Annotated in this window: 19 protein-coding genes and 2 pseudogenes; 15 read left to right on the forward strand and 6 right to left on the reverse strand. The window is 61.2% G+C overall.

The window, feature by feature from the left end; translation table 11 throughout:
* The first annotated feature begins 113 nt into the window (after positions 1–113).
* From ACSQ9I_RS39290 to ACSQ9I_RS39305, 4 genes are all read left to right on the forward strand, one after another.
* The gene (locus ACSQ9I_RS39290; protein WP_436317305.1) at positions 114–884 is read left to right on the forward strand and encodes a LamB/YcsF family protein; all 771 of its coding nucleotides are present in this window, start codon (positions 114–116) and stop codon (positions 882–884) included.
* A 19-nt stretch (positions 885–903) separates the two neighbouring features.
* Entirely contained in the window at positions 904–1,908 is a 1,005-nt protein-coding gene (locus tag ACSQ9I_RS39295) for a Bug family tripartite tricarboxylate transporter substrate binding protein (protein WP_436317306.1), read from the forward strand.
* A gap of 8 nt (positions 1,909–1,916) precedes the next feature.
* Positions 1,917–3,128, forward strand: a complete 1,212-nt coding sequence (locus ACSQ9I_RS39300) for a diaminopropionate ammonia-lyase (protein WP_436317307.1) — start codon at positions 1,917–1,919, stop codon at positions 3,126–3,128.
* A gap of 95 nt (positions 3,129–3,223) precedes the next feature.
* Entirely contained in the window at positions 3,224–3,424 is a 201-nt protein-coding gene (locus tag ACSQ9I_RS39305) for a hypothetical protein (protein WP_436317308.1), read from the forward strand.
* A gap of 446 nt (positions 3,425–3,870) precedes the next feature.
* Here ACSQ9I_RS39305 and ACSQ9I_RS39310 read toward each other — a convergent pair whose 3' ends face one another.
* A complete protein-coding gene (locus ACSQ9I_RS39310) occupies positions 3,871–4,722 on the reverse strand; it encodes a hypothetical protein (RefSeq protein WP_436317309.1) in 852 nt (283 codons plus the stop codon).
* Positions 4,723–5,590: 868 nt separating this feature from the next.
* Here ACSQ9I_RS39310 and ACSQ9I_RS39315 point away from each other — a divergent pair.
* Positions 5,591–6,448, forward strand: a pseudogene (locus tag ACSQ9I_RS39315) (IS110 family transposase); the annotation flags it as partial.
* A 326-nt stretch (positions 6,449–6,774) separates the two neighbouring features.
* Here ACSQ9I_RS39315 and ACSQ9I_RS39320 read toward each other — a convergent pair.
* Positions 6,775–7,791: an IS110 family transposase gene (locus ACSQ9I_RS39320; RefSeq protein ID WP_436317310.1), complete on the reverse strand. Its 1,017-nt coding sequence runs from the start codon at positions 7,789–7,791 to the stop codon at positions 6,775–6,777.
* Positions 7,792–7,904: 113 nt separating this feature from the next.
* Here ACSQ9I_RS39320 and ACSQ9I_RS39325 point away from each other — a divergent pair.
* A pseudogene (locus ACSQ9I_RS39325) lies at positions 7,905–8,099 on the forward strand (transposase); the annotation flags it as partial.
* 14 nt (positions 8,100–8,113) lie between these two features.
* Here the strand turns inward: ACSQ9I_RS39325 and ACSQ9I_RS39330 are convergent.
* The 3 genes from ACSQ9I_RS39330 to ACSQ9I_RS39340 all read right to left on the reverse strand — a co-directional run bounded on the left by ACSQ9I_RS39330 (position 8,114) and on the right by ACSQ9I_RS39340 (position 10,997).
* Positions 8,114–10,210 carry a recombinase family protein gene (locus ACSQ9I_RS39330; RefSeq protein ID WP_436317311.1) on the reverse strand — a complete coding sequence of 699 codons (2,097 nt, stop codon included), beginning with the start codon at positions 10,208–10,210 and terminating at the stop codon, positions 8,114–8,116.
* A 139-nt stretch (positions 10,211–10,349) separates the two neighbouring features.
* Positions 10,350–10,682, reverse strand: coding sequence for a DUF6788 family protein (locus ACSQ9I_RS39335; RefSeq protein ID WP_106561479.1), 333 nt, complete (start codon positions 10,680–10,682; stop codon positions 10,350–10,352).
* Between the two features lie 48 nt (positions 10,683–10,730).
* Entirely contained in the window at positions 10,731–10,997 is a 267-nt protein-coding gene (locus ACSQ9I_RS39340; RefSeq protein ID WP_436317557.1) for a DUF5372 family protein, read from the reverse strand.
* A 409-nt stretch (positions 10,998–11,406) separates the two neighbouring features.
* On the opposite strand from ACSQ9I_RS39340, the gene ACSQ9I_RS39345 reads away from it, so the two are divergent.
* On the forward strand, positions 11,407–12,432 hold the full coding sequence (locus ACSQ9I_RS39345; RefSeq protein ID WP_436317312.1) for an IS110 family transposase: 1,026 nt from the start codon (positions 11,407–11,409) through the stop codon (positions 12,430–12,432).
* A 689-nt stretch (positions 12,433–13,121) separates the two neighbouring features.
* Here ACSQ9I_RS39345 and ACSQ9I_RS39350 read toward each other — a convergent pair.
* On the reverse strand, positions 13,122–13,919 hold the full coding sequence (locus ACSQ9I_RS39350; RefSeq protein WP_436317313.1) for an IclR family transcriptional regulator: 798 nt from the start codon (positions 13,917–13,919) through the stop codon (positions 13,122–13,124).
* A 410-nt stretch (positions 13,920–14,329) separates the two neighbouring features.
* Between ACSQ9I_RS39350 and ACSQ9I_RS39355 the strand changes: the two genes are divergently transcribed.
* From ACSQ9I_RS39355 to ACSQ9I_RS39390, 8 genes are read left to right on the forward strand one after another with little or no spacing between them, the layout of a single operon-like run.
* The gene (locus ACSQ9I_RS39355; protein ID WP_436317314.1) at positions 14,330–15,115 is read left to right on the forward strand and encodes an enoyl-CoA hydratase/isomerase family protein; all 786 of its coding nucleotides are present in this window, start codon (positions 14,330–14,332) and stop codon (positions 15,113–15,115) included.
* 20 nt (positions 15,116–15,135) lie between these two features.
* Complete coding sequence (locus ACSQ9I_RS39360; protein WP_436317315.1) at positions 15,136–15,540, forward strand: Zn-ribbon domain-containing OB-fold protein; 405 nt, start codon at positions 15,136–15,138, stop codon at positions 15,538–15,540.
* Positions 15,541–16,692 (forward strand): thiolase family protein, encoded by a 1,152-nt coding sequence (locus ACSQ9I_RS39365; protein WP_436317316.1) that lies wholly within the window; start codon positions 15,541–15,543, stop codon positions 16,690–16,692.
* Between the two features lie 5 nt (positions 16,693–16,697).
* Positions 16,698–16,967: a hypothetical protein gene (locus ACSQ9I_RS39370; protein ID WP_436317317.1), complete on the forward strand. Its 270-nt coding sequence runs from the start codon at positions 16,698–16,700 to the stop codon at positions 16,965–16,967.
* On the forward strand, positions 16,964–17,782 hold the full coding sequence (locus ACSQ9I_RS39375; protein ID WP_436317318.1) for an alpha/beta fold hydrolase: 819 nt from the start codon (positions 16,964–16,966) through the stop codon (positions 17,780–17,782). Before ACSQ9I_RS39370 ends, ACSQ9I_RS39375 begins: the two co-directional genes overlap by 4 nt.
* Positions 17,783–17,840: 58 nt before the next feature.
* On the forward strand, positions 17,841–18,833 hold the full coding sequence (locus ACSQ9I_RS39380) for a Bug family tripartite tricarboxylate transporter substrate binding protein (RefSeq protein ID WP_436317319.1): 993 nt from the start codon (positions 17,841–17,843) through the stop codon (positions 18,831–18,833).
* 14 nt (positions 18,834–18,847) lie between these two features.
* Positions 18,848–19,534: a DUF6537 domain-containing protein gene (locus ACSQ9I_RS39385; protein ID WP_436317320.1), complete on the forward strand. Its 687-nt coding sequence runs from the start codon at positions 18,848–18,850 to the stop codon at positions 19,532–19,534.
* Positions 19,535–19,551: 17 nt separating this feature from the next.
* Positions 19,552–20,310: a 3-hydroxyacyl-CoA dehydrogenase gene (locus tag ACSQ9I_RS39390; RefSeq protein ID WP_436317321.1), complete on the forward strand. Its 759-nt coding sequence runs from the start codon at positions 19,552–19,554 to the stop codon at positions 20,308–20,310.
* The last annotated feature ends 21 nt before the right edge of the window (positions 20,311–20,331 follow it).

Consider the following 20,331-nt stretch of genomic DNA (forward strand, 5'->3'; position numbering starts at 1 on the left):
GCAAAAACGTTGCGTAAACAAAGCCGATTCTGCACACCTGTCCCGCGGCTTCGTCAATACCATTTCGTCTCGAACCGCATCTCCCGCAAATTCTCTTGGACAGGAACACATCCATGACCCAGGTCAACCTGAACGCCGACATGGGCGAAAGCTTCGGCAAGTACTCGATCGGCAACGACGAGGAGTTGATGAAGATCATCCAGTCGGCCAACATCGCCTGCGGCTTTCACGCAGGCGACCCGACTGTGATGACGCGCACGGTCCGGCTCGCCACCGAGAACGGAGTGTCGATCGGCGCACACCCTGGCTTCAACGATCTCTGGGGCTTCGGCCGCCGGCAGATCCGGATGAATGCGCGCGACCTCGAATACATGATCACCTACCAGATCGGCGCGCTGCAAGCGATCGCCCATGGTGCTTCGGCCAAGGTCACGCACGTCAAGCCGCATGGTGCGCTGAACAACATGGCGCATGTCGACCTCGAAGTGGCGACGGCGATCGCACGCGGCATACGCGCTGCGGACCCGGAGCTGATCTTCGTGGCCAATGCCTGCTCGGAGATGGTGGCCGCGGGCCACGCGGCCGGACTGCGCGTCGCCGAAGAAGCCTACGTCGACCGAACCTATTCCGACACCGGGCTCATGACCTCGCGCACTGAGGAAGACGCGATCATCAAGGACGCGGAGGTCGCGGTACACCAGGTGCTCTCCTTCGTGGAGGAGCAGGCCGTCATCACCCGGTCCGGCAAGCGGCTTGCGGCGCGCATCCAGACCTTCTGCACGCACGGCGACGAGCCGACGGCCGTCGCGCTGGCGAGCAAGGTGCACGAACAACTCAAGCAGCGCGGAATCCAGCTGGTACCGCTGACCGACCTGAAGTTCTGAACACGAGGATCCACACACCATGCACCTTCATCATCTCCATTGCGGTGCGGCTCGAAGGGCTGCGCTACTCACCATCGCCCTGGCTGGCATTGCGCTCGCCCACACTGCACCCACGCGTGCGGACACCTACCCCGAGCGGCCGATACGCATCGTTGTGCCATTTCCAGCGGGCGGGTATTCCGATGCGCTGGCCCGCATCATCGCGCTCGGCATGGGCAAGACCTTCGGCCAGGCCGCGCTGGTGGACAACCGGCCCGGCGCCGGCGGCAACATCGGCGCCGACCTCGTGGCGAAGAGCCCTGCCGACGGCTACACACTGGTGATGGGCACGATCGGGACCCACGCGATCAACGCTACGCTTTATCAAAAGGTGCCCTTCGACGGCATCAAGGACTTCGCGCCGGTGGCCTTCGTGGCGGACGCGGAAACCGTGCTCGTGGTCAACCCCTCCGTGCCCGCACGCACGCCGAAGGAGCTGATCGCGCTGGCGAAAGCCAAGCCCAATGAAATGACGTTCGCATCCGGAGGAGCGGGCACCACCGGGCACCTGGCGGGAGAGCTGTTCAAAGCGGCGACCGGAACCTCGATGACGCACATTCCGTACAAGGGAAACGCGCCCGCACTGACGGACCTTGTCGCCGGGCAGGTCTCGCTGTCGTTCGCGACGCTGCAGCCGGCGCTGCCCTTCATCAAGGCCGGCAAGCTCGTTCCTCTGGCTACGCTGGGCAAGACGCGCTCGCCCGCGCTGCCGAACGTGCCGACGCTGGAGGAGTTGGGGATGAGCGGGTTCGAAGTGCGTAACTGGACGGGCATCCTCGCCCCGGCAGGCACGCCGTCCGTGGTGCTGAAGAAGCTGTCGGATGAAATCGACAAAGTCATGCGCTCGGAGGAAGTGCAGGCGAAGCTGCAGAACGAGGGGCTCAAGTACACGCCGATGGGGCCCGAGGTCTTCAGCCGGTTCGTGAAGTCCGAAACTGACAAGTGGGCCAAGGTCGTGAAGGCGGCCGGCGTCCAGGCCGACTGAGCCGACGCATGCTCTTCAGCAATCCTCACGCGTGCCGGCGCGCCTATCCGGACGAACTGCGAGACATCCTGAGCATTGCGCAGGCCAGGCGCACGCGACGCTGGCTATCGACCTGGCCGATGCTTTCGCCCGGGCCGACACCGCTGTGGCGCCTTCCCGACCTGGCGCGCGAACTCGGCGTAGCGGCGATCTTGGTGAAGGACGAGTCGAAGCGATCGCCGCTGGGCAGCTTCAAGGCACTGGGCGCACCAGCTGCGCTGGTGCACTTGGTCCTGCGCGAGCGTCCGGGGTGGGATCCGGAAGACCTGCTGCGCGGCGCACGCAAGGCGGAGCTGCGAGGGCTGGTCGTGATCACCGCCACGGACGGCAACCACGGCCGCGCACTGGCCGGTGCGGCTCGCAGTGTCGGCGTACGTTGCGTCGTCGTGCTCCACAAGCACGTGAGCGCCGAGCGCGCGGCAGAAATCGCGGAACTCGGCGCCGAGATCATCCGGGTGGAGGGGAACTACGACGCATCGGTGGCGCATGCGGCGGCGCTCGCTCGGCAGAGCGGATGGCAAGTGGTCTCGGATACCTCGTACGAGGGATATGAGACCGTGCCTCGTGACGTGATGCAGGGCTATGGAACGATTGTCGACGAGCTGCTCGAACAGGAAGTCGGATCCTCGCCGTTCACGCATGTGATCCTGCAGGGCGGTGTCGGCGGACTCGCCGCAGGCATCGCCAGCTATCTGTGGGAGGCCTTCGGCGCGGCACGGCCCGCACTCGTCGTGGTCGAGCCGCGCCAGGCGGACTGCTTGCTGCAAAGCGCGATGCGAGGACGGCCATCGCGGGCCACGGGCTCCGTTGATTCGGTCATGGCGGGATTGGCGTGCGGCGAGACCTCTCCGCTGGCCTGGCGTTTCCTCGAAGGCACCATCGACGGGTTCCTGACCATCGAGGACCATCAGGCCGTCGAGGCGATGCGGCGAATGGCCAGAGGCTCGCGCGGAGACATTCCCATCGTCAGCGGTGAATCGGGTGCCGCGGGCGTGGCAGCTCTCTGCGAACTCGCTCGGTCGGCGATGCTGCGCGCGCGCACTTCTATCAACGCGAAATCGAGGATTTTGCTGATCAACACCGAGGGCGCCACGGCGCCTTCGGTGTACCGAGAGCTTGCGGGCATCGATGCGGCCGAGGTCCTGCAAAGGCAGCGCGACTGGGCCGTCACAGCGACTTGAGTTCCCGCGGTTGGCGCCGAGCGTTCTGAAGAACGACCGCGCCATCTGACCACACTTCACGATACAAGATGGCCGCAGGGAGGCAAACTGAGCCCATGCTCAGGGCACTGCTCTTTATTCTTGCTGCTCTCGTATCGATTGGCCTTGTTTATGCATTCGGCGCGTGGACCCTGCTCGCACTATTCGGAATGGCGGCCGCGACACTGCTGTTTTCAACAAGGAAAGCACGGGGCGCTGAGGCGACGCAGGGTGGCAGGCTTACCGGATACCACACCACCACGGCGGCGAATTTTTAGCCCCCGTGAACGGGGCGAAGAGGAGGCTGCGAAGTAAGCTTGACGGGCAGAATGCGGCCAGAACCGGACGGTCGCACTCGGGCTCCGAAGCGTGCGAACTGACGACATGGCGGGCAACAATCAGCCATAAATGCCAGATTTGCGGGCGTGAGCTCGACCAAGACGACGACCCGTTGTCGGTGGAATGCGCCGGCGACTGCTGGGGGTGTGTTGGCGAGGTCGAGGCGGCCATGGGCTGGGAGCCATCATTGAAAAAGGTGCGCGAAGAGTTCGCTCTCGACCTTCGGCCAGGCTGGACCGCCCCATTCACCAGCCGCTGACGGCCAGAACCGGCTACATGGAGGCAGGTCAAGCAGCCGTTCATCGCGCTGGGAACTCCCATTCCCTACCCTCAGTAGTCAGACCGAAGCTGCGAATTTTCGCAAGCCCTTTGTGCGTCATCGCACTCAGTTTTTGCCAAAGGCCTTGGGGTTGACCCGTTGCATCTCGGCGTCCGTTGCCAAGTCGTGATAGATGCTCTTGGTGTATTCAAAGGCCGTCGTGGTTTCGTTGGGCCCCGTCTGATTCGTCACCCGTCGTTGGCTCCCCAAAGTGAAGATGCTTGTCGTGCGACGGATCAGGCGCACGGTTTCCACGAGCGCCCAAACACTGACCCTCGTATTGGGAGGAAAGGTCACCTCGATGTCTTTTTCTTCGCTCGTCTTCCAAAGCCTGACGACCTCTTCGGTCTTCTGGAGATCCGCCTTGATCTGAACAGTCATGGCCGTTGCCTGGCTACCGGCTGTCAACTCCGCCGAGAGCGTCTGGGTCAGCATGTTCCTTCGTGTCTCGTCAAATCCGTCAGACGTGTGCACCTTCCTCAAAGTGGGAAGCGAATATCGTTCCTGCACTACCACTTGCTTCCAGCATTCATCATGGCGAGTGGTGAACTCGGTAATGTCGCGCCTCCACGCAAGGACCTGCTCGCTCGTGCGAAGCTCTTCGTCCTTTGTCCATTTCGTATCGGGCCGAACGTCCCTGCACAAGGCATCCCGTCCCAAACTCACGACGTCGGCGTGTCGGCTCATCTGCGGCGGCAGGACCCGATTCCACGTGTAGGTTTCGGGAGCGCGCGCCTCGTTGGCAGGCGCCAGCTCGGTTGCCGCTCCTTGGGCCGCACAGGCAATGGAGCTGACAAGGAGCATCGGTGCGAGCAGCAAAGAAAACCCGGCCTCGTAACGGCCAATAGCCCAGGCCGAACGCGGCGCAGCTCCCGAGAAAATCACCATTCCGTCCCTTCCGGTACGTGCAGGCATCATGAAAGCTTCCTCGACGTGATGGAGCTGGGTACCACCTTAACGTTGGAGAGGGCGCCGGAGTTCGGCACCACGTCGATCCAGTTAAACGACCGGCCATCGGCGGCCCGCCAGCTAGGAACTCGCCGCGGAGAAGTGATCCCACCCGGCAAGGAGCTGGTGAGGGTGTACTCGAAGCGGCCTGTGCTTGCGGAACAAATTGTTTGAACGCGGAAGATTACCTCCGTATCCCGGCCCTTCGGCGTCACGGACAACAACCTCACCTGCGCTGCACATTCATTCTCCACCGCCACGGCACCCGAAGCCGCACAGGCTAGGCCGAGGCCTACCAGCGCCTTGCATGCACCACGCCAATGTTGCTGCACCATGTCGGCTCGCGTGTTTGTCGTTGTTCCGGTCGATTGAGTCTACGTTGAATTGCGGGCCTGCGGTGGGTGCTCCGTCGCCAATGGTGAGGACAAGCGAAATGAGTCCCCCGAAGTCGCCAACGGCGGCATGAGTCCGAACAGCGCTGATGAAGCAACGGCAATGGTGCCCGGAAGCGGCCGTTGGGGATGTGCGATGCACTTGCGCCGGCGGAACCTTGAAAATCCGACCGGTGCAATCTTGAAAGCGGCGCTCGTAAGCTGTTGATTTTCCAGGGTTCCCAGGTGCGACAACCTTGGAGGAACTCAGTTCGTGAGTTCGTTCAAAGTTAAGAAGAAATTCCATCAAATTTTACCGCCTAACTTTGACGACGGTGCGCGCAAGTCGTTCATTCGACGATCAGAAACAGCCCGCCACGCTGCTTGAGATGCTATGTGGGACTACCCGAGCGAGACCCGCTTAGCTAAAACGGGATTTCCTCAACCTCTTGGCAAAGGAGACGGAAATGTCGACGACCCAGACAGTCCCACAAGGCAAGGATACGGCGATCGCGGGCGACCTGTACATGAGCTTCGAGCTCGGCGACAAGTCCTGGAAGGTGACGACGAGCGATGGCCAGCGCGGGCCGAGCCGATACAACGTGGACGCCGGCGACACGGCCGCAGTTGCGCACTGCATAGGCAAGGTCTTGGAGCGCTGCAAGCTCGAGCCGCAGGCCAAGGTGCACTCCTGCTATGAAGCCGGCCGCGACGGCTGGTGGCTGCACCGCTGGCTGATCGAGCAAGGCATCGACAACATCGTGGTCGACTCCTCCAGCATCGAGGTGAACAGACACGCCAGGCGGGCCAAGACCGACCGGCTCGATGGCGACAAGCTGTTGGCGATGCTGCTGCGCCATCACCGCGGCGAGCGTGTGTGGTCGGTGGTGCATGAGCCCACGCCCGAGGACGAAGACGCGCGCCGCATGCATCGCGAGCTGGCCCGGTTGACGCAGGAGCGCACCGCGCACATGAATCGCATCGGCTCGCTGCTGGTGCTGCACAACCTGCGCCCGCACGTCATCATCGGCGGGCGCGACTGGCCCGCCTGGTGGGCGCGCCATGGCGAACAGATACCGCCTTTGCTGCGTGCCGAGATCGAGCGCGAGAGCGCGCGGCTCACTCTGGTCAAGCAGCAGGTCAAGGCGCTGGAGGCCGAGCGGCGCCAGGAACTGGCCGATGGCAAGCAGCCGCTGGTGGCGCAACTGGCCCGCCTGCGCGCCATCGGACCCAAGGGCGCTTGGGTGTTGGTCAAGGAGTTGTTCGGCTGGCGGCGCTTCGCCAATCGGCGCGAACTGGCCGGCTGCCTGGGGCTGGCACCCACGCTACAAGGGCTTCCCCAACAAGTCAAATGCGTTTATCCCTCAAGCCTTCCCGTCCGCTCTAGCGGCTTCGCGATAGTGGAGTCAAGGTGCGGACTGGCGATGCTACAAACGGTCATTCGTGCAGCGCATCCGCTGCGGACCCTGATGAAAGACGCACGCGGGGGCCTCATTCCTTATGCGAGAAAGGCAGTTGCCGTCTCCCGTGGGTGCTCAGGCACTCCCCGCGCAGGTCCAACCTTGTTCCATCACTACGAGCCGTCAAGCGGCGGTGGAAATCAATTCGGCGCAGTTGCCGGGTTCGAAGGTTCGAGTTGCTGCTCAATGGGTCATGCCGGCATTACGAACTGCTCCCCTCGAGACAGTACCGCCCAAGCCATGCGGGCATTCTTGGCAGCGATAGCCACGACCGCTCGCCAGTAACCGCGGCGTTCGGCCAGCGCTGCGGCCCATCGGCTGACCGCATCAGTTTTGTTTTTGGCTGAGTTGAGTACCGATCGAGCGCCCAGGACCAACAGCGATCGCATGTACGAGTCCCCTGCCTTTGTGATGTGCCCGAGCCGTGCCTTCCCACCCGAGCTGTACTGGCTGGGCACCAGGCCAAGCCAGGCTGCGAACTGGCGACCACATCTGAACTCATGCCCGTTACCGATCATCGCCAGCAGCGCGGTGGCGGTGTTCTGGCCGATCCCGGGCAGGTGCATGAGCTGCTGGGCCCGAGTGTCTTCGCGTGCCATCTGCGCGATGTGCCGGTCGTAGAGCGAGATACGCTCGTCCAGCCGCGTCAACTCGCTGAGCAGATCGCCGATGACCGTGTTGCTCCACCCAGGCAGATCCTCCAGACACGCCATGGCTTGGCTGCGCACGGTCGATGCCTTCAGCGGCAGCACGATTCCGAACTCACTGAGCAACCCGCGGACCCGGTTGATGGTTGCAGTGCGCTGGTCAACAAATCCCTGGCGCACGCGGTGCACGCTCAGTTGCGATTGCTGCTGCAGGCTCTTGATCGGCACGAATCTCATATTCGGCCGCTGCACCGCTTCGCAGATTGCCGCCGCGTCGGCCGCGTCATTCTTGCCACGCTTGCCGGACAGGCGATACGGGCTGACGAACTTCGGTGCCATGAGGCGCACCGTGTGACCGTGGGCCATGAACTGGCGCGCCCAGTGGTGCGCACCGGAGCACGCCTCCATGCCGATCACGCAAGGCGGCAGCGCGGCGATCAACTCAAGCAATTTGGTGCGCGTCACATTCGGACGCACGAGCTCTGGCTTGCCGGCTTCGTTGACGCCGTGGACGGCGAAAACATTCTTGGCGAGATCGATGCCAACATACAAAATAGCCATGGACTTCCCCTTTCCGAGTGAGTTGATGGAGATTCGCAACCCCATCGTGGCACTCTGTTGCCGGCAGCCGCAATACGCAGCGGCTTGATCGGGACGGGGAAGTCCCTTTCATTCCCTATGACAGCGGCGGCAGCCAGATCGAGCAAGGCATCAGCAGGGCCGGCAACAAGCGAGCGCGCGCGTTGCTGGTCGAACTCGCCTGGAGCTGGCTGCGCTTGCAGCCCGACAGCGCCTTGACCCAGTGGTTCAACCGGCGCTTCGCAGGCGGAGGCAAGCGCATGCGACGCGTGGGCATCGTGATGGTGGCTTCATAAAGCACTCCTTACGATTGAGTGTTGGGATGATAGGCGTCGGGTAGCGTCTCGCGATGGTTCTTCAAGTGACCTGAGATGCGTATGCGATCACGGAGTTGCTGCTCCTGTTGGTCGGTGATCGTGATCCACCAGGGGCCCTGTGCGCCGAGATGGCGTACATCAATCACTCCGCGCTTTATCCAGTAGCGAACGAAATAGACGCTCACGGATAGGCGATCAGCAAGTTGCTCGGCTGTGAGCTCTTCTGGACGCATCAGACAGACGGAAGGCACGGCGTAGCGAATGCGGATCCATTTGATCATCGCCCGCGTAATTGGCAGTCCACGCGGACTGCGAAGGCCCTCTTCATTCAAGGCCTGGACGATCTGTGGATTGGAGAGCCGGCTGGACAGTTCTCGTATGCGTTCGATGATCTGGCGCGGGTAAAGCATTTGGTCTGCGATCGGGCTTGGGAGAGGAACCGTGGTGTCGGTGCAGGCACCCCCTTGCCAGCGAACGTGCAGAACGACCTGTCTCGCATCAGTGAGTTTCTCGACCGTGATGTCGCGGATGAGCAGTCGCAGCATCCGCTTGCGATCCTTCGACTGGGTCGTCGCAGCGCGCCAGACGCGCGGCAGATCACGAGCCAGAGCCAGAACCTTCGTCTTCTGCTCGGGCGTCACGACGTGGGCCTTCTGGGTCTGGAAATTTGCAGCTTCGGACTTGACTTCGTCGATGTGCAACATGGCTTCGTTCCAGCGACGCTCAAGGCTTGCGGCGACCAGGCGATTGGACGGGTCGACTTCTTCATAGCGGCGTTTGGCCAATGCGCAGTCATACTCGGCGCGCTCGATGCGCATGTGCCACTGACGCATGACGGCTTGGTTGCGCTGCTCAAGGTCGTTCAAGGCCGCCAAGGCCAACTCGAGTTCGGCTGGCTTCAGGGCCTTGAATACCTCTGCGCAGATGGCGTCGTCGAGCAGCTCGGTGCGCACGCTGAAGCAGTTCTTCGTGGCCAGCCCTTCGCGGCGCCTCCAAGTGCATTGGTAGGTGGGATAGATGCCGCCGTTGCCTTGATAGCGCACTATGACCGCCCGCCCGCAGGTGCCGCACAACAGCATTCCCTGGAGCAACGCAAGGCCTTCGCGTGCCGGACCGCTGAGCACGGTGCCTTCCGCGTTATTGCGGTTATTCGCCAGGCGCCGCTGGTTCTGATCGAACTCCTCCACGGTGATGTAGCCCTCGTGGTGTTCGCGCAAGTGGACACGCCACTCCGGCATGGGGACCGCCCGCACATTCTTGCGCACCTCGCCCTCGGGGGTGATGCTTCTGGCGTACTGGCGGCGGCCGAAAACGTAGCTGCCGGCATACGTCGGGTTCCTCAGCAGGGTCAGAATGCGACTCTGGCTGAGTCGACCCCAAACGAGCTTGGTAGCCCACACACCGCCATTGGCGCGCTTCGGGAAGCGCAGGCCGTCCCGTGCAAAGCGTTGGACAACGGCGTAGGCACTGCCCGTTTCCCGGAACACTCGAAACGCCAGTTGCACGGCCCCCCGCACTTCGTCGTCGGGATCCATGACGATGCGGTCGTGGTCGTCATAGCAAAAGCCCACCGGCAAGGGGAACCGCAACTCACCCTTCTGCGCCTTGTTCAGCTTGCCGCCCAGGAGGCGCCCGCGCAAGAAATGCAGTTCGGCTTGGGCCATCGTGCCCTTGATGCCGAGCACCAGTCCGTCGTTGAAGTCCGCGGGGTCGTAGCAGCCATCGGTATCGATCACCAGGGTGTGCGTCAGGGCACACAGTTCCAGGAGCCGATGCCAGTCGAGGCTCGAGCGCGCCAGGCGCGACACCTCCAGGGCAAACACTGCTCCGACCTGGCCCATCGAGACATCCGCCACCAACGTCTTGAAGTCCTCGCGACCGGCGATCTGTGCCCCCGACCGGCCCAGGTCCCGATCCAGCACGCGGATCGACCCCTGCGGCCACCCCATGGCCCGTGCCTTGTCCTGCAGCGCATATTGGCGCTCGGTGCTCTCCTGGTTGTGACGCACTTGACCCGGTGTCGACTGCCGCACATAGATGTACGCCGGTTTGCTCAGGTGAGCTTGAGTGATGGTCGTGTTCATCGCAGGCCTCCACACTGGACATGAGTGTCGGGTCGGCCTCGATCATGGCGCTGAGCATGTTGGCCAACAGAGTCGCGCCAACTGAGAGATCGATGAGGACGGTGGGCGACAGGGGTGATGCCTGGCTCACCGTTGCACCTCAGAGTGGCTCTCGCCGACGCAGCAGTTCGTGGTTGATCTCGGAGATCTCCTCCAAGATCTCGCGCACTTGGGCGTAGTTGGCCAAGTGCTCGCATACCTGGGCGTGCTCGGCCTGGGGGACGTAGTCCATCTGAGGCGACCTGCCCGAGTAACTCACCGAGAGGTAGTACTTGGGTCCGTGTCCGGGACCCTCTGCACACTTGCAGTTTGGATTGCCGCAGCGCTTGTAGCGTTCGATCAAGGAGCCCCGAAGCACGGCGTCCAGCGGCGGCATCTTGCGCAGCAGTTGCCTGCGGCGTCGCTTGAGGGCTGAAGAGGTCGGCTCTGTCATTCTTGACGGACCACGGATATAACTGGTCCGAGAATAGTTTATGAGAGCTCATTTGACAAGCCCTCCGCACGAGCGAGCTGTCAGGATCTCAAGCAACGCGACCAGATCGCACAGCGAGCCCAGGTCCAGCCGAGCCGTGGAGCCGTCAACTCGCTGGCATGGATTGGGCACGGCGAGGTCGGTCCATTCGCGAGCGATGGCGAAGCTGAGGCGCTCGCCATCATCCTGAAGGATCAGCGTGTCGACACCAGCAACGTATCGCGCCTTCAATACAGGAAAGCGCTGCCCCCTACGTGGATGGAACGGATGCCGAATCTCGGCCCAACCCCACGACTGGTTGGACGAGAGTGCAGTTGACGTTAACCGTGGTCGCCCTGGCGAGAAGGCTGGCGATTGCGCTGTGGCGCTATCTGCAGTACGGCGAGATACCGGCCGGAGCCCAGCTCAAGCCGGTCACTGCCTGAAGTCCCGAGCAGCCTGGTCCCAACACACAGTGGCCAAGGAACGCATCATCATGATCAAAGGTCGACGCGCCCGCAACGACCGCGGGTCACTGCACAGTGGCCGTCCCAAGAGATGGGGCGCGCCGGTAACCGGGGTTTGCCAGTGCGCTTCGCGCGCATGCAGCATGAGGTGCAGGGTGTCCACGCCCTACTGAGATGGACTCGGCGCCACCCCGATAGGAAACTGAGCGACTCATCAACCGTTCTTGTGGAGGTCCGCGATGGAAATCGACATTCTCGGCATTGACTTGGCCAAGCGCGTGTTTCAGCTTCACGGTGCGGATCGCCGCGGTCACGCCTTGCACCGCTCCAAGGTCATGCGTGATGACTTCGTGGAGGCTGTTCGCTCATTGCGCCCGCGCGTCGTGGCGATGGAGGCGTGCAGTTCGGCGCACCACTGGGGAAGATGTTTCCGGGATATGGGCATCGAGGTGAGGCTGATCAGCCCTCAGTACGTCACCCCGTTCGTGAAGACCAACAAGAACGACAGCAACGATGCGCAAGCGATTGCCGAAGCAGCCAGCCGGCCGACGATGAACTTCGTGGCAGTGAAATCCGTTGAGCAGCAAGACATGCAAGCGGTCCACCGGGTGCGCGAGTTGCTGGTCCACCAGCGCACGGCGTTGATCAATCAGGCCAGAGGCTTGCTGGGCGAACGCGGGGTGGCGATGGCAAAGTCGCCCGAGGCATTCAAGCGTGCGGTGCCGCGGATTCTCAGCGCTTGCGAAGGCGAGGTCACCAGCATCTGCCAGGCGATGGTGCTGGAAATCATGCAGCAGATACAAGCCATTGAAGGGCACATCGAACGTGCCGAGACCTGGCTCAAATCGTTCATGAAGCGCTCGCCGCTGTGCAAGAAGATCGCGGTCGTTGACGGAGTCGGGACGATCACGGCGACGGCTATGGTGGCCTCCGTCGGAAACGCCAAGGAGTTCAGGAACGGGCGGCATCTGTCGGCCTGGATCGGCCTGGTGCCGCGCCAGTATTCGTCGGGTGGAAAGTCGCAGCTCAAGGGCATCAGTAAAAGGGGCGACACCTACCTTCGTACCTTGCTGATTCACGGGGCGCGAACGGTGCTGCGCTACGTCGCGGGCAAGACCGATGCGCAAAGTCGCTGGCTTCAGGACCTGATCGCGCGACGGGGCTACAACCGCGCGGCCGTGGCCCTCGCCAACAAGAACGCGCGGGTAATCCAGGTATTGCTCAGCAGCGACACGACTTACCGGTCGAGCGCCACGGCGCGCTGAGCGAACTCGATCGACCGCCTCGAAACTGTACTGTAAACACAACGTTCGTTCGGAAGGGATGGAAAGACCCAGCACTGGTTTGCGAAGCTTTCGGAAGTGGATGACAAAACTGGTTAGACCAACACCCTCAAGCCTGTTATCCGTGCTGGCTGCTCCTTCGGGTTCAAGCCGTCGCTCTGCTGAGGATCGGGTGTGCGGATCTCATCGAGGCTGCGGGCATGTTTCGACGGGCCCATCGGCAAGCCGTATACATGCATGCAAACCGTTTTACGTCGTGTCACCGAAGAGAGCTTGCAAAAGGCGCCGAGTCCATACATGCACGGATAGAAGTTCGTCCGAGCACTGGCTCGAACGCTCGTCATACCCCGACCTCGGATCAGGATGCATCACCAATGCCAGGCCACCGTCTCATCCGCTCCGCAAAACACAGGTGCCGCCATGAAATGCCGCTCACCGATACGTTGATCAAAAAGGCTTGACAAACGAGTCCTCATAGAAGCGGTCGTTCTGGAGCAATGGCAGAGAGCGGGCAGGGTAGGGCGGGCTAGTCGCAGCCCGCGATCACATCTAAGCGCGTGCGCGCTGACTGAGCGCCGGTCAACAATCCTCAGCTAGCCGCTCGTCCAGTCAGAGGCGACGCGAGTGGTGTTTGAGTCAAGCAGATCACACGAGGCAGTAAACCGGTCGCATCAATTGCCGTGGGGCTGAGCGAGCCTTGGCTTATAGCCCAAAACTTCGCTCATCTTCCGTGCATGCCCGACCAGAATATTTGCGAGCTCTTGCTCCTTCGAATCTTCGAACCGAGTTTCTGGCATGGTGACGCATAGCGCGCCCACGACAAGCCCGGCACCTGTGAACACAGGTGCGCCCAACCCAACGGCGCCTGCGACCCGCTGTGATTTGGTGAAGGCGTAGCCTTTCCGCCTGATCTCGGCAAGTTCAAGTTCTAGGGCTTGGGAATCGATCGGTAACCCGGAGACAGGCGAAACGTCCCCCCTCTCTAGAATTTTTTGAGCGCTCTCTCGAGGTAGAAATGCAAGGACTGCCCGCCCTGTTGCTCCGAACGTCAAAGGCGCAATCTGGAACATTTGAGATTCATACCTTAGTGGATGCCGCCCATGGACCACCTTTGCAACCATCCCCATTCCATCTGACGGTCTATAAAGGTTGAATATGCAGGTCTCTCCTGTCGCAGTGGCAACCTCCTGCATGAACGTTTCGGCAACGGTGGTCACATCGGTGCGTCCAACCACCAAGCCGCCAAGACGAAGGAACTCAAGACTGAGGCGGTAGGTACCTGGTCTTCCCCCTCGCTCGGCAAGCCCAGTGTCGACAAGTAAGCCGAGGAGCCGGTGGCCCGTGGACGTCGGCAGATTCATTTTGTCGCTGACCTGCGCTACCGATGAATCGCCCTCGGATTCCGCCAACACTTTTATCAACAAGGCGACTCGAGCGACCGTCCCTGTCATCGATTTGTCACTGTTCATTGTTCGTCAACGGCGAACCCGGGTGACAGTTTCGCCGTGCCCGTCTGTGGTTTCAAAAGCGGAACTATAGAGGAGTGAGAGCTGACACGCCGAGTGGCGCTCGGTATCCGCTAACCGCATACCTGCAATCGCGAGGGCAAGAGGTTCTTCACATTCCGAATCAACTCCTCCAGCCACTGAGCGACTGGGGCATTCCGGCCACCCGCCGCGTCGCTGTCCGGGGTTGACATCCAACCGCCGGTATGGGATATTACCGATCAACGGGATGCCATCCCGTTGATCGGGATGCGGCGCAAGCATCGCGACAGTAGCGCTTATGCCCGCATGAGCATAGGCGCGATCGGGATTGAGATGGAGTTCTAGCCGCCACAGTGCTACGTCATTGGTCACATCACATCTGAAAGCCATCTATGTCGCAGACTCTTCTGGATATCACACGTGAACACGGCATCGCGACGCTGACCCTGCAAGGACCATCGAACGGCAACAGGCTTACGCCGGACGCTTTAAAGGACCTTGCTCAGCTCGTTAAGGACTTAGAGCAGGACGAGGCCACGCATGTTCTGATCATCACGGGTTCTGGCAGTGAGTTCTTTTCAAGTGGAGTGTTGAGTCCCGCCATTCGTCAGGAGCTGTCCAAAGAAGAAATCGTCGGAATGATCAAGTGGGGGAACAGGCTCTTCGACGATATTGAGGCGCTGCCGCAGATTGTCATCGCCGCATTGAATGGTGAGGCGCGCGCCGGCGCGGCTGAATTAACCATGGCTTGTGACATAAGGGTGACGGCCGACACTGGGTCCATAAGCCTTCCGGAAGCCGCCTGGGGCGGATTCCCGGGCGCTGGAGGACCAGTGCGTTTGCCGAGCATAGTCGGGCGTGCCCGCGCGCTTGAGATCATCGCCACGGGGCGCCGCGTTACCGCCTCGGAATTGCAGCGCATTGGCTATGTTGTTGCAGTACATCCCGCGGAAGAACTAATGCCGCAAGTGCTCAGTCTCGCAAAGCAGATCGTCGCCAATGGTCCGTTAGCAATACGCGGAGCTAAACGAATCATCAATGCGCGTATGAATTCCGGCTTCGCCAGCGCCCGCCTGTTGTCAGACGCGCTCAGAGCATCGGTTGAGTACAGCAACGACGTGACGGAGGCCACCGCGGCCGCCGCTGAAGGTCGTCCGCCGCGATTCACGGGCCGTTAACGCACCGGGGGCGCATTCAAATGACTAATTCACCTGTTCCCGCCAAAGATGGGCCGAGCTCTATCGCGAAAACGACTCGTGAGCTGCCTCAGCCTCTTTTCGCATGTTCTCACTGCCCGGCCTGCGGGTTCAACAACTTTCCGCCTTCGGATGTGTGTCCGCAATGCTGGTCGCGCAACCTTCAGGTCAAGGAACTGTCTCGGACTGGCGTTCTATATAGTTTTTCGTCGCAACTACTAGAGGGCGAAAAGCATTTCGTGGGGTACGTCGACTTGCCCGAGGGGGTTCGGGTTTTCGGTCGCTTGACGGGCAATGAGCCGCAGCAACCCAGTTGTGGCATTCCTGTCAGGTTTTCATCCGTGCAGCCAGCTAGCGGCAGACCGTCCTTCGTGTTCGCCTTGCCAACCGGAAAGCAAGAGGACTGAATGAACCGCACCGTATATGTTCTCGGAACCGGCATTCAAAAGTTCGGCCGGTTCCCTCACCTTACTCATAAGCAATTCGCTGCGCCCGCAGTGCTTGAGGCACTTCGAGAAAGCAACGTCGAACGCCAGGACATTGATGTCGCCTACGCATCGTCGGTGTTTGGCGGCTCGATGATCGGCCAGCAAGTTCTTGGGCAACTTGGGCTATCTGGCATCCCCATCATCAACGTCGAAGATGCGTGTTCCAGCAGTGCGGTCGGAGTGCATGAAGCGGCAGCTCGCATCGCAACTGGTCGCGCCGAGGCGGCTGTTGTGATAGGCGTTGACATGCTGTCCAAGCTCGGCGGCGGCAGTCTGCCATTGAATCGTGAGGACTGGGATGCCATCAACGGCCTAAGCATGCCGGTTCTATATGCGATGCGAGCGCGTCGTTACATGCACGAACACGGGCTGGATGCAACCAACTTCTCGGAAGTCACGGTGAAAGCAAGAAAACACGGTGCGCTCAATCCGCTAGCCCAGTTCTTTCAGAAACCGGTGACGCTAGACGAGGTGAACTCTTCACGCGAGATCGCAGACCCGTTTCGACTCCTTCACTGTTGCCCGACTGGTGACGGTGCGGCGGCGGTTGTCCTCGGCTCGGAGAGGCTGCTCAAAAGAGCTGCCAGCGGACTGCGTCCCGTCCAAATCGCTGGCTCAGCGCTGCATTCCGGAAAGTATGAGCCTGGGCCTTATTCGATGACAACCTCACATGTGTCAACGCTTTCGGCGAACGAGCTATACGAATCCACCGGAGTGTCTCCTCAGGACATCGATGTCGCTGAGATCCACGACTCGTTTTCAATTGCGGAGCTGATGTATTACGAAGCATTTCAGTTCTGCAAGCCTGGAGACGCTCTCGCTTTGCTCCGTAGCGGGACGACTTCGCTAGGGGGCACACAAGTAGTCAACCCTTCCGGGGGCCTTATGTCGCGGGGGCATCCGGTCGCCGCCAGCGGCGTTGCCCAGATCGCCGAAATTGCACGCCAGCTTCAAGGTCGAAGTGGCGCACACCAGGTGACCGATGCGCGTGTGGGTCTTGCCCACGTGACCGGCGGAGGCGTCTCCAATTTTGAGCATGGCGCATGCGCTGTAACCCTCCTGAAAAGTTAGTTCACATGACCAAGACTCAGGGCCCTCTTGCCGGTGTACGCATCGCCGATTTCACGTCCTTGCTTTCAGGACCGTTCGCAACCCAGATTCTTGGCGACCTAAATAATCCACAAGTGATTCAACGCGGGATGCGTCTGGAGGTGCAGAGCCCGCGAAACGACGAGGCGATCGTTGTAGCTGGCGATCCACTGCGATTCTCTCCGCTTGGCCGGACCAAACACGACTGCCCCCCCCGTCTCGGCGAGCACACTGAAGAAGTGTTGGGTCGCGTATGAACCAACGATTGTTGAAGCTCCCTTCCGGGACAACCAGGCTGCATGAATGGGGCACCTCCGCCGATGACGCGATCCCCTTCGTACTATTGCACTCGCTCGGCCTTGAGGGGTCCTCGTTTCGTTGGTTGGCAGCTGCAATGGCACGTCGCGGGGCGTGCTGGATTCTTGCTCCGGACTTAAGAGGGCATGGGGCATCCACTTCCGACGACGATTCGATCTCTCTGGAAGCGATGGCTCAAGATGTTCTTGACATGCTGGATGCGATGAATGTGAGGAAAGCACGACTACTAGGTGCTTCCATGGGTTCATCAGTTGCCCGGATGGCCGCCTCCCAGGACCCGACTCGTTGGACGAGCGTCGCTCTCGTAGCCGGAGGGCCCGGTCCGGTGTCCGCACTCGCAGGTCGAGGGCCTCCAGCCCTGGCCGGCGGCATGGCGGCAGTGGAAATCGAAACTATCGCGCGCTGGTTCTCGGAAGCGGACATAGCAGCGGACCACGAATGCGTGAGATATGCACGGCAGACGTTGCTCGCCCTGCGGCCTGCGATTTGGGCGGCAAGCTGGCGGGCAATGGCTTCATTTCCGCCCATACCTCCCCTGAGCAACGACCTGCGCTCCATCTGTATCGGCGGCAGTTCAGACGCCTCGGCTACGCCCACCATCATGCATGAGTTGAAGAGGGCAGCCGGGGTAAAGCTTGGACCGCTGTTTATAGACGGCGGGCACCATCTGCTTCCGCTGTCAAAGGCAGATGAACTGGCAGAGATTGTTGTTAGACACGCGTGGCCCCCTCACGGCGTCACTGATAAGGGTTGAACTAGTGAAATGCAGTGGTTTTTTTAAGCAATCGCAACTTTAAGACTTCGGAGGCAACATGAATTTTTCCCGATCCGCCTTTCACACCACTCGCCGTAAAGTCGTCCTTGCTGGCGGATTTGCGACGTTGCTCGCTCCACTTGCGGCCGTAGCACAAGGTGAAAAGCCTCTTTCGATCGTTGTCGCATACCCCGCCGGGTCGGCGGCCGATGTGATGGCTCGAGCACTAGGTCACGAACTTGGACAGGTGCTGAATGTCCCGGTCATAGTAGAGAACAAGACGGGCGCAAACCAGATCGTAGCCGCCACCTACGTCGCTCGCGCGCAACCCGCCGGGAGAACCCTGTTTTTGGCAGCTATGCCATCTGTGATCCCGCCGGCACTTCAGGGCAAACTGCCCTTCGCCGGGTTGTCGGATTTTGCTCCAGTGGCATCGCTCCTGACAATTCAGGCCCTGCTTGCTGTCAGAGCGGACTTTCCCGCCAAAGACATTGGAGAATTTGTTTCGACACTCAAGGCCAACCCAGGAAAATACAGCTACGGGTCAGCCGGCGTCGGTAGCCCACTGCACCTGTTCTGTGAAGAACTGAATGCGGCGATCGGGGCGAAATCCATTCACGTGCCATACGGCTCCGGACAGGCTGCGCTGCTAGAGCTCACGGCCGGCCGTTTGGATTACGCAATGGTTCCAGTCTCGGCCCATGACTTTGTGGCGAGCGGAAAGCTGAAAGTTCTCGGAACTACAGGGCTTGAGCGCGCCCCGGAATTGCCGGAGGTGCCTTCCCTGCACGAAGGGGGTCTCAAAGGGTTCGAAGCAACGTTTACCTATGTGCTGCTGGCCGGGAGAGAAACTCCGCAGGATGAGGTTGGACAGCTCAATAAGGCCATCAATGCGGTGAAGCAGAACCCGGGGTTCGTCGCAAAACTGAAAACCTTGGGCGGCATCAAGATTTCAAAAGCTTCAGATCCGAATGAGACCAGGGCTCTCGTTTCGAGAGAGGAAAAGCGATGGAATGACTTGGTCAAAGTCAGAAAGATTGAGTTCAACTGAAGGCCGAACTGAGTGTGCTCAGTCAGGTACGCATTGGCCCGTCCGCGTCGGCGATCCAGGCCTCTCGCATAGGATCGGGCGAGACCGATGTCCTGATCGGCACCGACCTGGTTGTATCCGCGGGCGACGATACGATCGCGCGCTTGTCCGCCTTGCGCTCGGCCATCGTGCTGAACGAAGATCTGACGCCCACTGCGGCAATCGTGCGCCAGCGCGACGCAGAACTTCCGCGGGAGCAAATGCGGGCGCGAATGCAGAGCCGTTCGAGGCCCGATGCCTTCCATGCCTTCAGCGCAAGCTCGCTCACCAAGGCGGTATTCGGCGAGTCGACAGGCTCGCACGTGCGCGGCCGCCCCCGAAAGATTAGGTTTGGCCCCTGGATCTTCAGTGCGTTTGCTGTCCTGGCGCGCATGAGAGGCCTTCGCGGCACGCGCTTCGACCCTTTCGGTCTGAACCCGGAACGAGCGGCAGAGCGCAAGCTCCTCGAAGACTATCTCCTCGTGATAGATGAGCTCGCAAACCGACTGAAGCCCTGCAACCTGAATACAGCTTTGGCGCTCGCGGCGCTGCCCGATCAGGTTCGCGGCTACGGTCCAGTCAAGATGCAAGCCATCGCCGAGTTCGACGCAGCAAAGGAACGCCTGCTCAGAAAATTCCGCGCGGCGCGTTCCATTCCAATTTCTAGCGCCGCTTGCGGCTGATTTCTCTGGAGCACATCATGAAGATCGAAGGAAACGTTTTCATCGTCGCCGGCGGCGCGTCGGGGCTGGGAGAAGGCACGGCGCGGATCCTCACGGCGAACGGCGGCAAGGTCGTCATCGCCGACATGCAGGCGGACAAAGGCGAGGCGGTCGCCAAGGAGATTGGCGGCGTTTTCGTCAAGTGCGATGTCAGCCAGGAGGTGGATGGACAGGCGGCCGTAGCTGCCGCTCAGAAGCTGGGCAAGCTCGTGGGGCTCGTCAATTGCGCCGGCATCGCGCCGGCCGAGAAGACCGTTGGCAAGACGGGGCCGCATGCGCTGGCGGTGTTCAGCAAGACGATCACCGTCAACCTGATCGGCAGCTTCAACATGATCCGCCTCGCCGCCGATGCGATGAGCAAGAATGAGCCTGAATCGACCGGCGAACGCGGCGTCCTGATCTCGACGGCGTCGGTCGCAGCCTACGACGGGCAAATGGGACAGGCCGCCTACAGCGCCTCGAAAGGCGGGGTCGTCGGCATGACGCTGCCGATTGCCCGCGATCTGGCGCGCAACGGCATTCGCAACATGACGATCGCACCTGGCATCTTCGGCACGCCGATGCTTTTCGGCATGCCCCAGGAGGTGCAGGACGCGCTGGCCGCGAGCGTTCCTTTCCCTTCGCGCCTCGGCACGCCGGAGGACTACGCCAAGCTTGCCAAGCACATCATCGAAAACGAGATGCTCAATGGCGAGGTAATCCGACTCGACGGCGCCATCCGGCTGCCTCCTCGATGAACTGCGACGTCGCGCTAACCC

It is taken from the genome of Variovorax sp. LjRoot84, assembly GCF_964254305.1.
In the GTDB taxonomy this organism is placed as follows: Bacteria; Pseudomonadota; Gammaproteobacteria; order Burkholderiales; family Burkholderiaceae_C; genus Variovorax.

Excerpts from the sequence above, each read along its gene's own strand:
- ACSQ9I_RS39310 (WP_436317309.1), bottom strand. The coding sequence starts at position 4,722 with ATGATGCCTGCACGTACCGGAAGGGACGGAATGGTGATTTTCTCGGGA.
- ACSQ9I_RS39390 (WP_436317321.1), top strand. The coding sequence starts at position 19,552 with ATGAAGATCGAAGGAAACGTTTTCATCGTCGCCGGCGGCGCGTCGGGG.
- ACSQ9I_RS39290 (WP_436317305.1), top strand. The coding sequence starts at position 114 with ATGACCCAGGTCAACCTGAACGCCGACATGGGCGAAAGCTTCGGCAAG.
- ACSQ9I_RS39305 (WP_436317308.1), top strand. The coding sequence starts at position 3,224 with ATGCTCAGGGCACTGCTCTTTATTCTTGCTGCTCTCGTATCGATTGGC.
- ACSQ9I_RS39295 (WP_436317306.1), top strand. The coding sequence starts at position 904 with ATGCACCTTCATCATCTCCATTGCGGTGCGGCTCGAAGGGCTGCGCTA.
- ACSQ9I_RS39320 (WP_436317310.1), bottom strand. The coding sequence starts at position 7,791 with ATGGCTATTTTGTATGTTGGCATCGATCTCGCCAAGAATGTTTTCGCC.
- ACSQ9I_RS39350 (WP_436317313.1), bottom strand. The coding sequence starts at position 13,919 with ATGAACAGTGACAAATCGATGACAGGGACGGTCGCTCGAGTCGCCTTG.
- ACSQ9I_RS39345 (WP_436317312.1), top strand. The coding sequence starts at position 11,407 with ATGGAAATCGACATTCTCGGCATTGACTTGGCCAAGCGCGTGTTTCAG.
- ACSQ9I_RS39360 (WP_436317315.1), top strand. The coding sequence starts at position 15,136 with ATGACTAATTCACCTGTTCCCGCCAAAGATGGGCCGAGCTCTATCGCG.
- ACSQ9I_RS39330 (WP_436317311.1), bottom strand. The coding sequence starts at position 10,210 with ATGAACACGACCATCACTCAAGCTCACCTGAGCAAACCGGCGTACATC.
- ACSQ9I_RS39300 (WP_436317307.1), top strand. The coding sequence starts at position 1,917 with ATGCTCTTCAGCAATCCTCACGCGTGCCGGCGCGCCTATCCGGACGAA.
- ACSQ9I_RS39365 (WP_436317316.1), top strand. The coding sequence starts at position 15,541 with ATGAACCGCACCGTATATGTTCTCGGAACCGGCATTCAAAAGTTCGGC.
- ACSQ9I_RS39380 (WP_436317319.1), top strand. The coding sequence starts at position 17,841 with ATGAATTTTTCCCGATCCGCCTTTCACACCACTCGCCGTAAAGTCGTC.
- ACSQ9I_RS39355 (WP_436317314.1), top strand. The coding sequence starts at position 14,330 with ATGTCGCAGACTCTTCTGGATATCACACGTGAACACGGCATCGCGACG.
- ACSQ9I_RS39375 (WP_436317318.1), top strand. The coding sequence starts at position 16,964 with ATGAACCAACGATTGTTGAAGCTCCCTTCCGGGACAACCAGGCTGCAT.
- ACSQ9I_RS39370 (WP_436317317.1), top strand. The coding sequence starts at position 16,698 with ATGACCAAGACTCAGGGCCCTCTTGCCGGTGTACGCATCGCCGATTTC.
- ACSQ9I_RS39335 (WP_106561479.1), bottom strand. The coding sequence starts at position 10,682 with ATGACAGAGCCGACCTCTTCAGCCCTCAAGCGACGCCGCAGGCAACTG.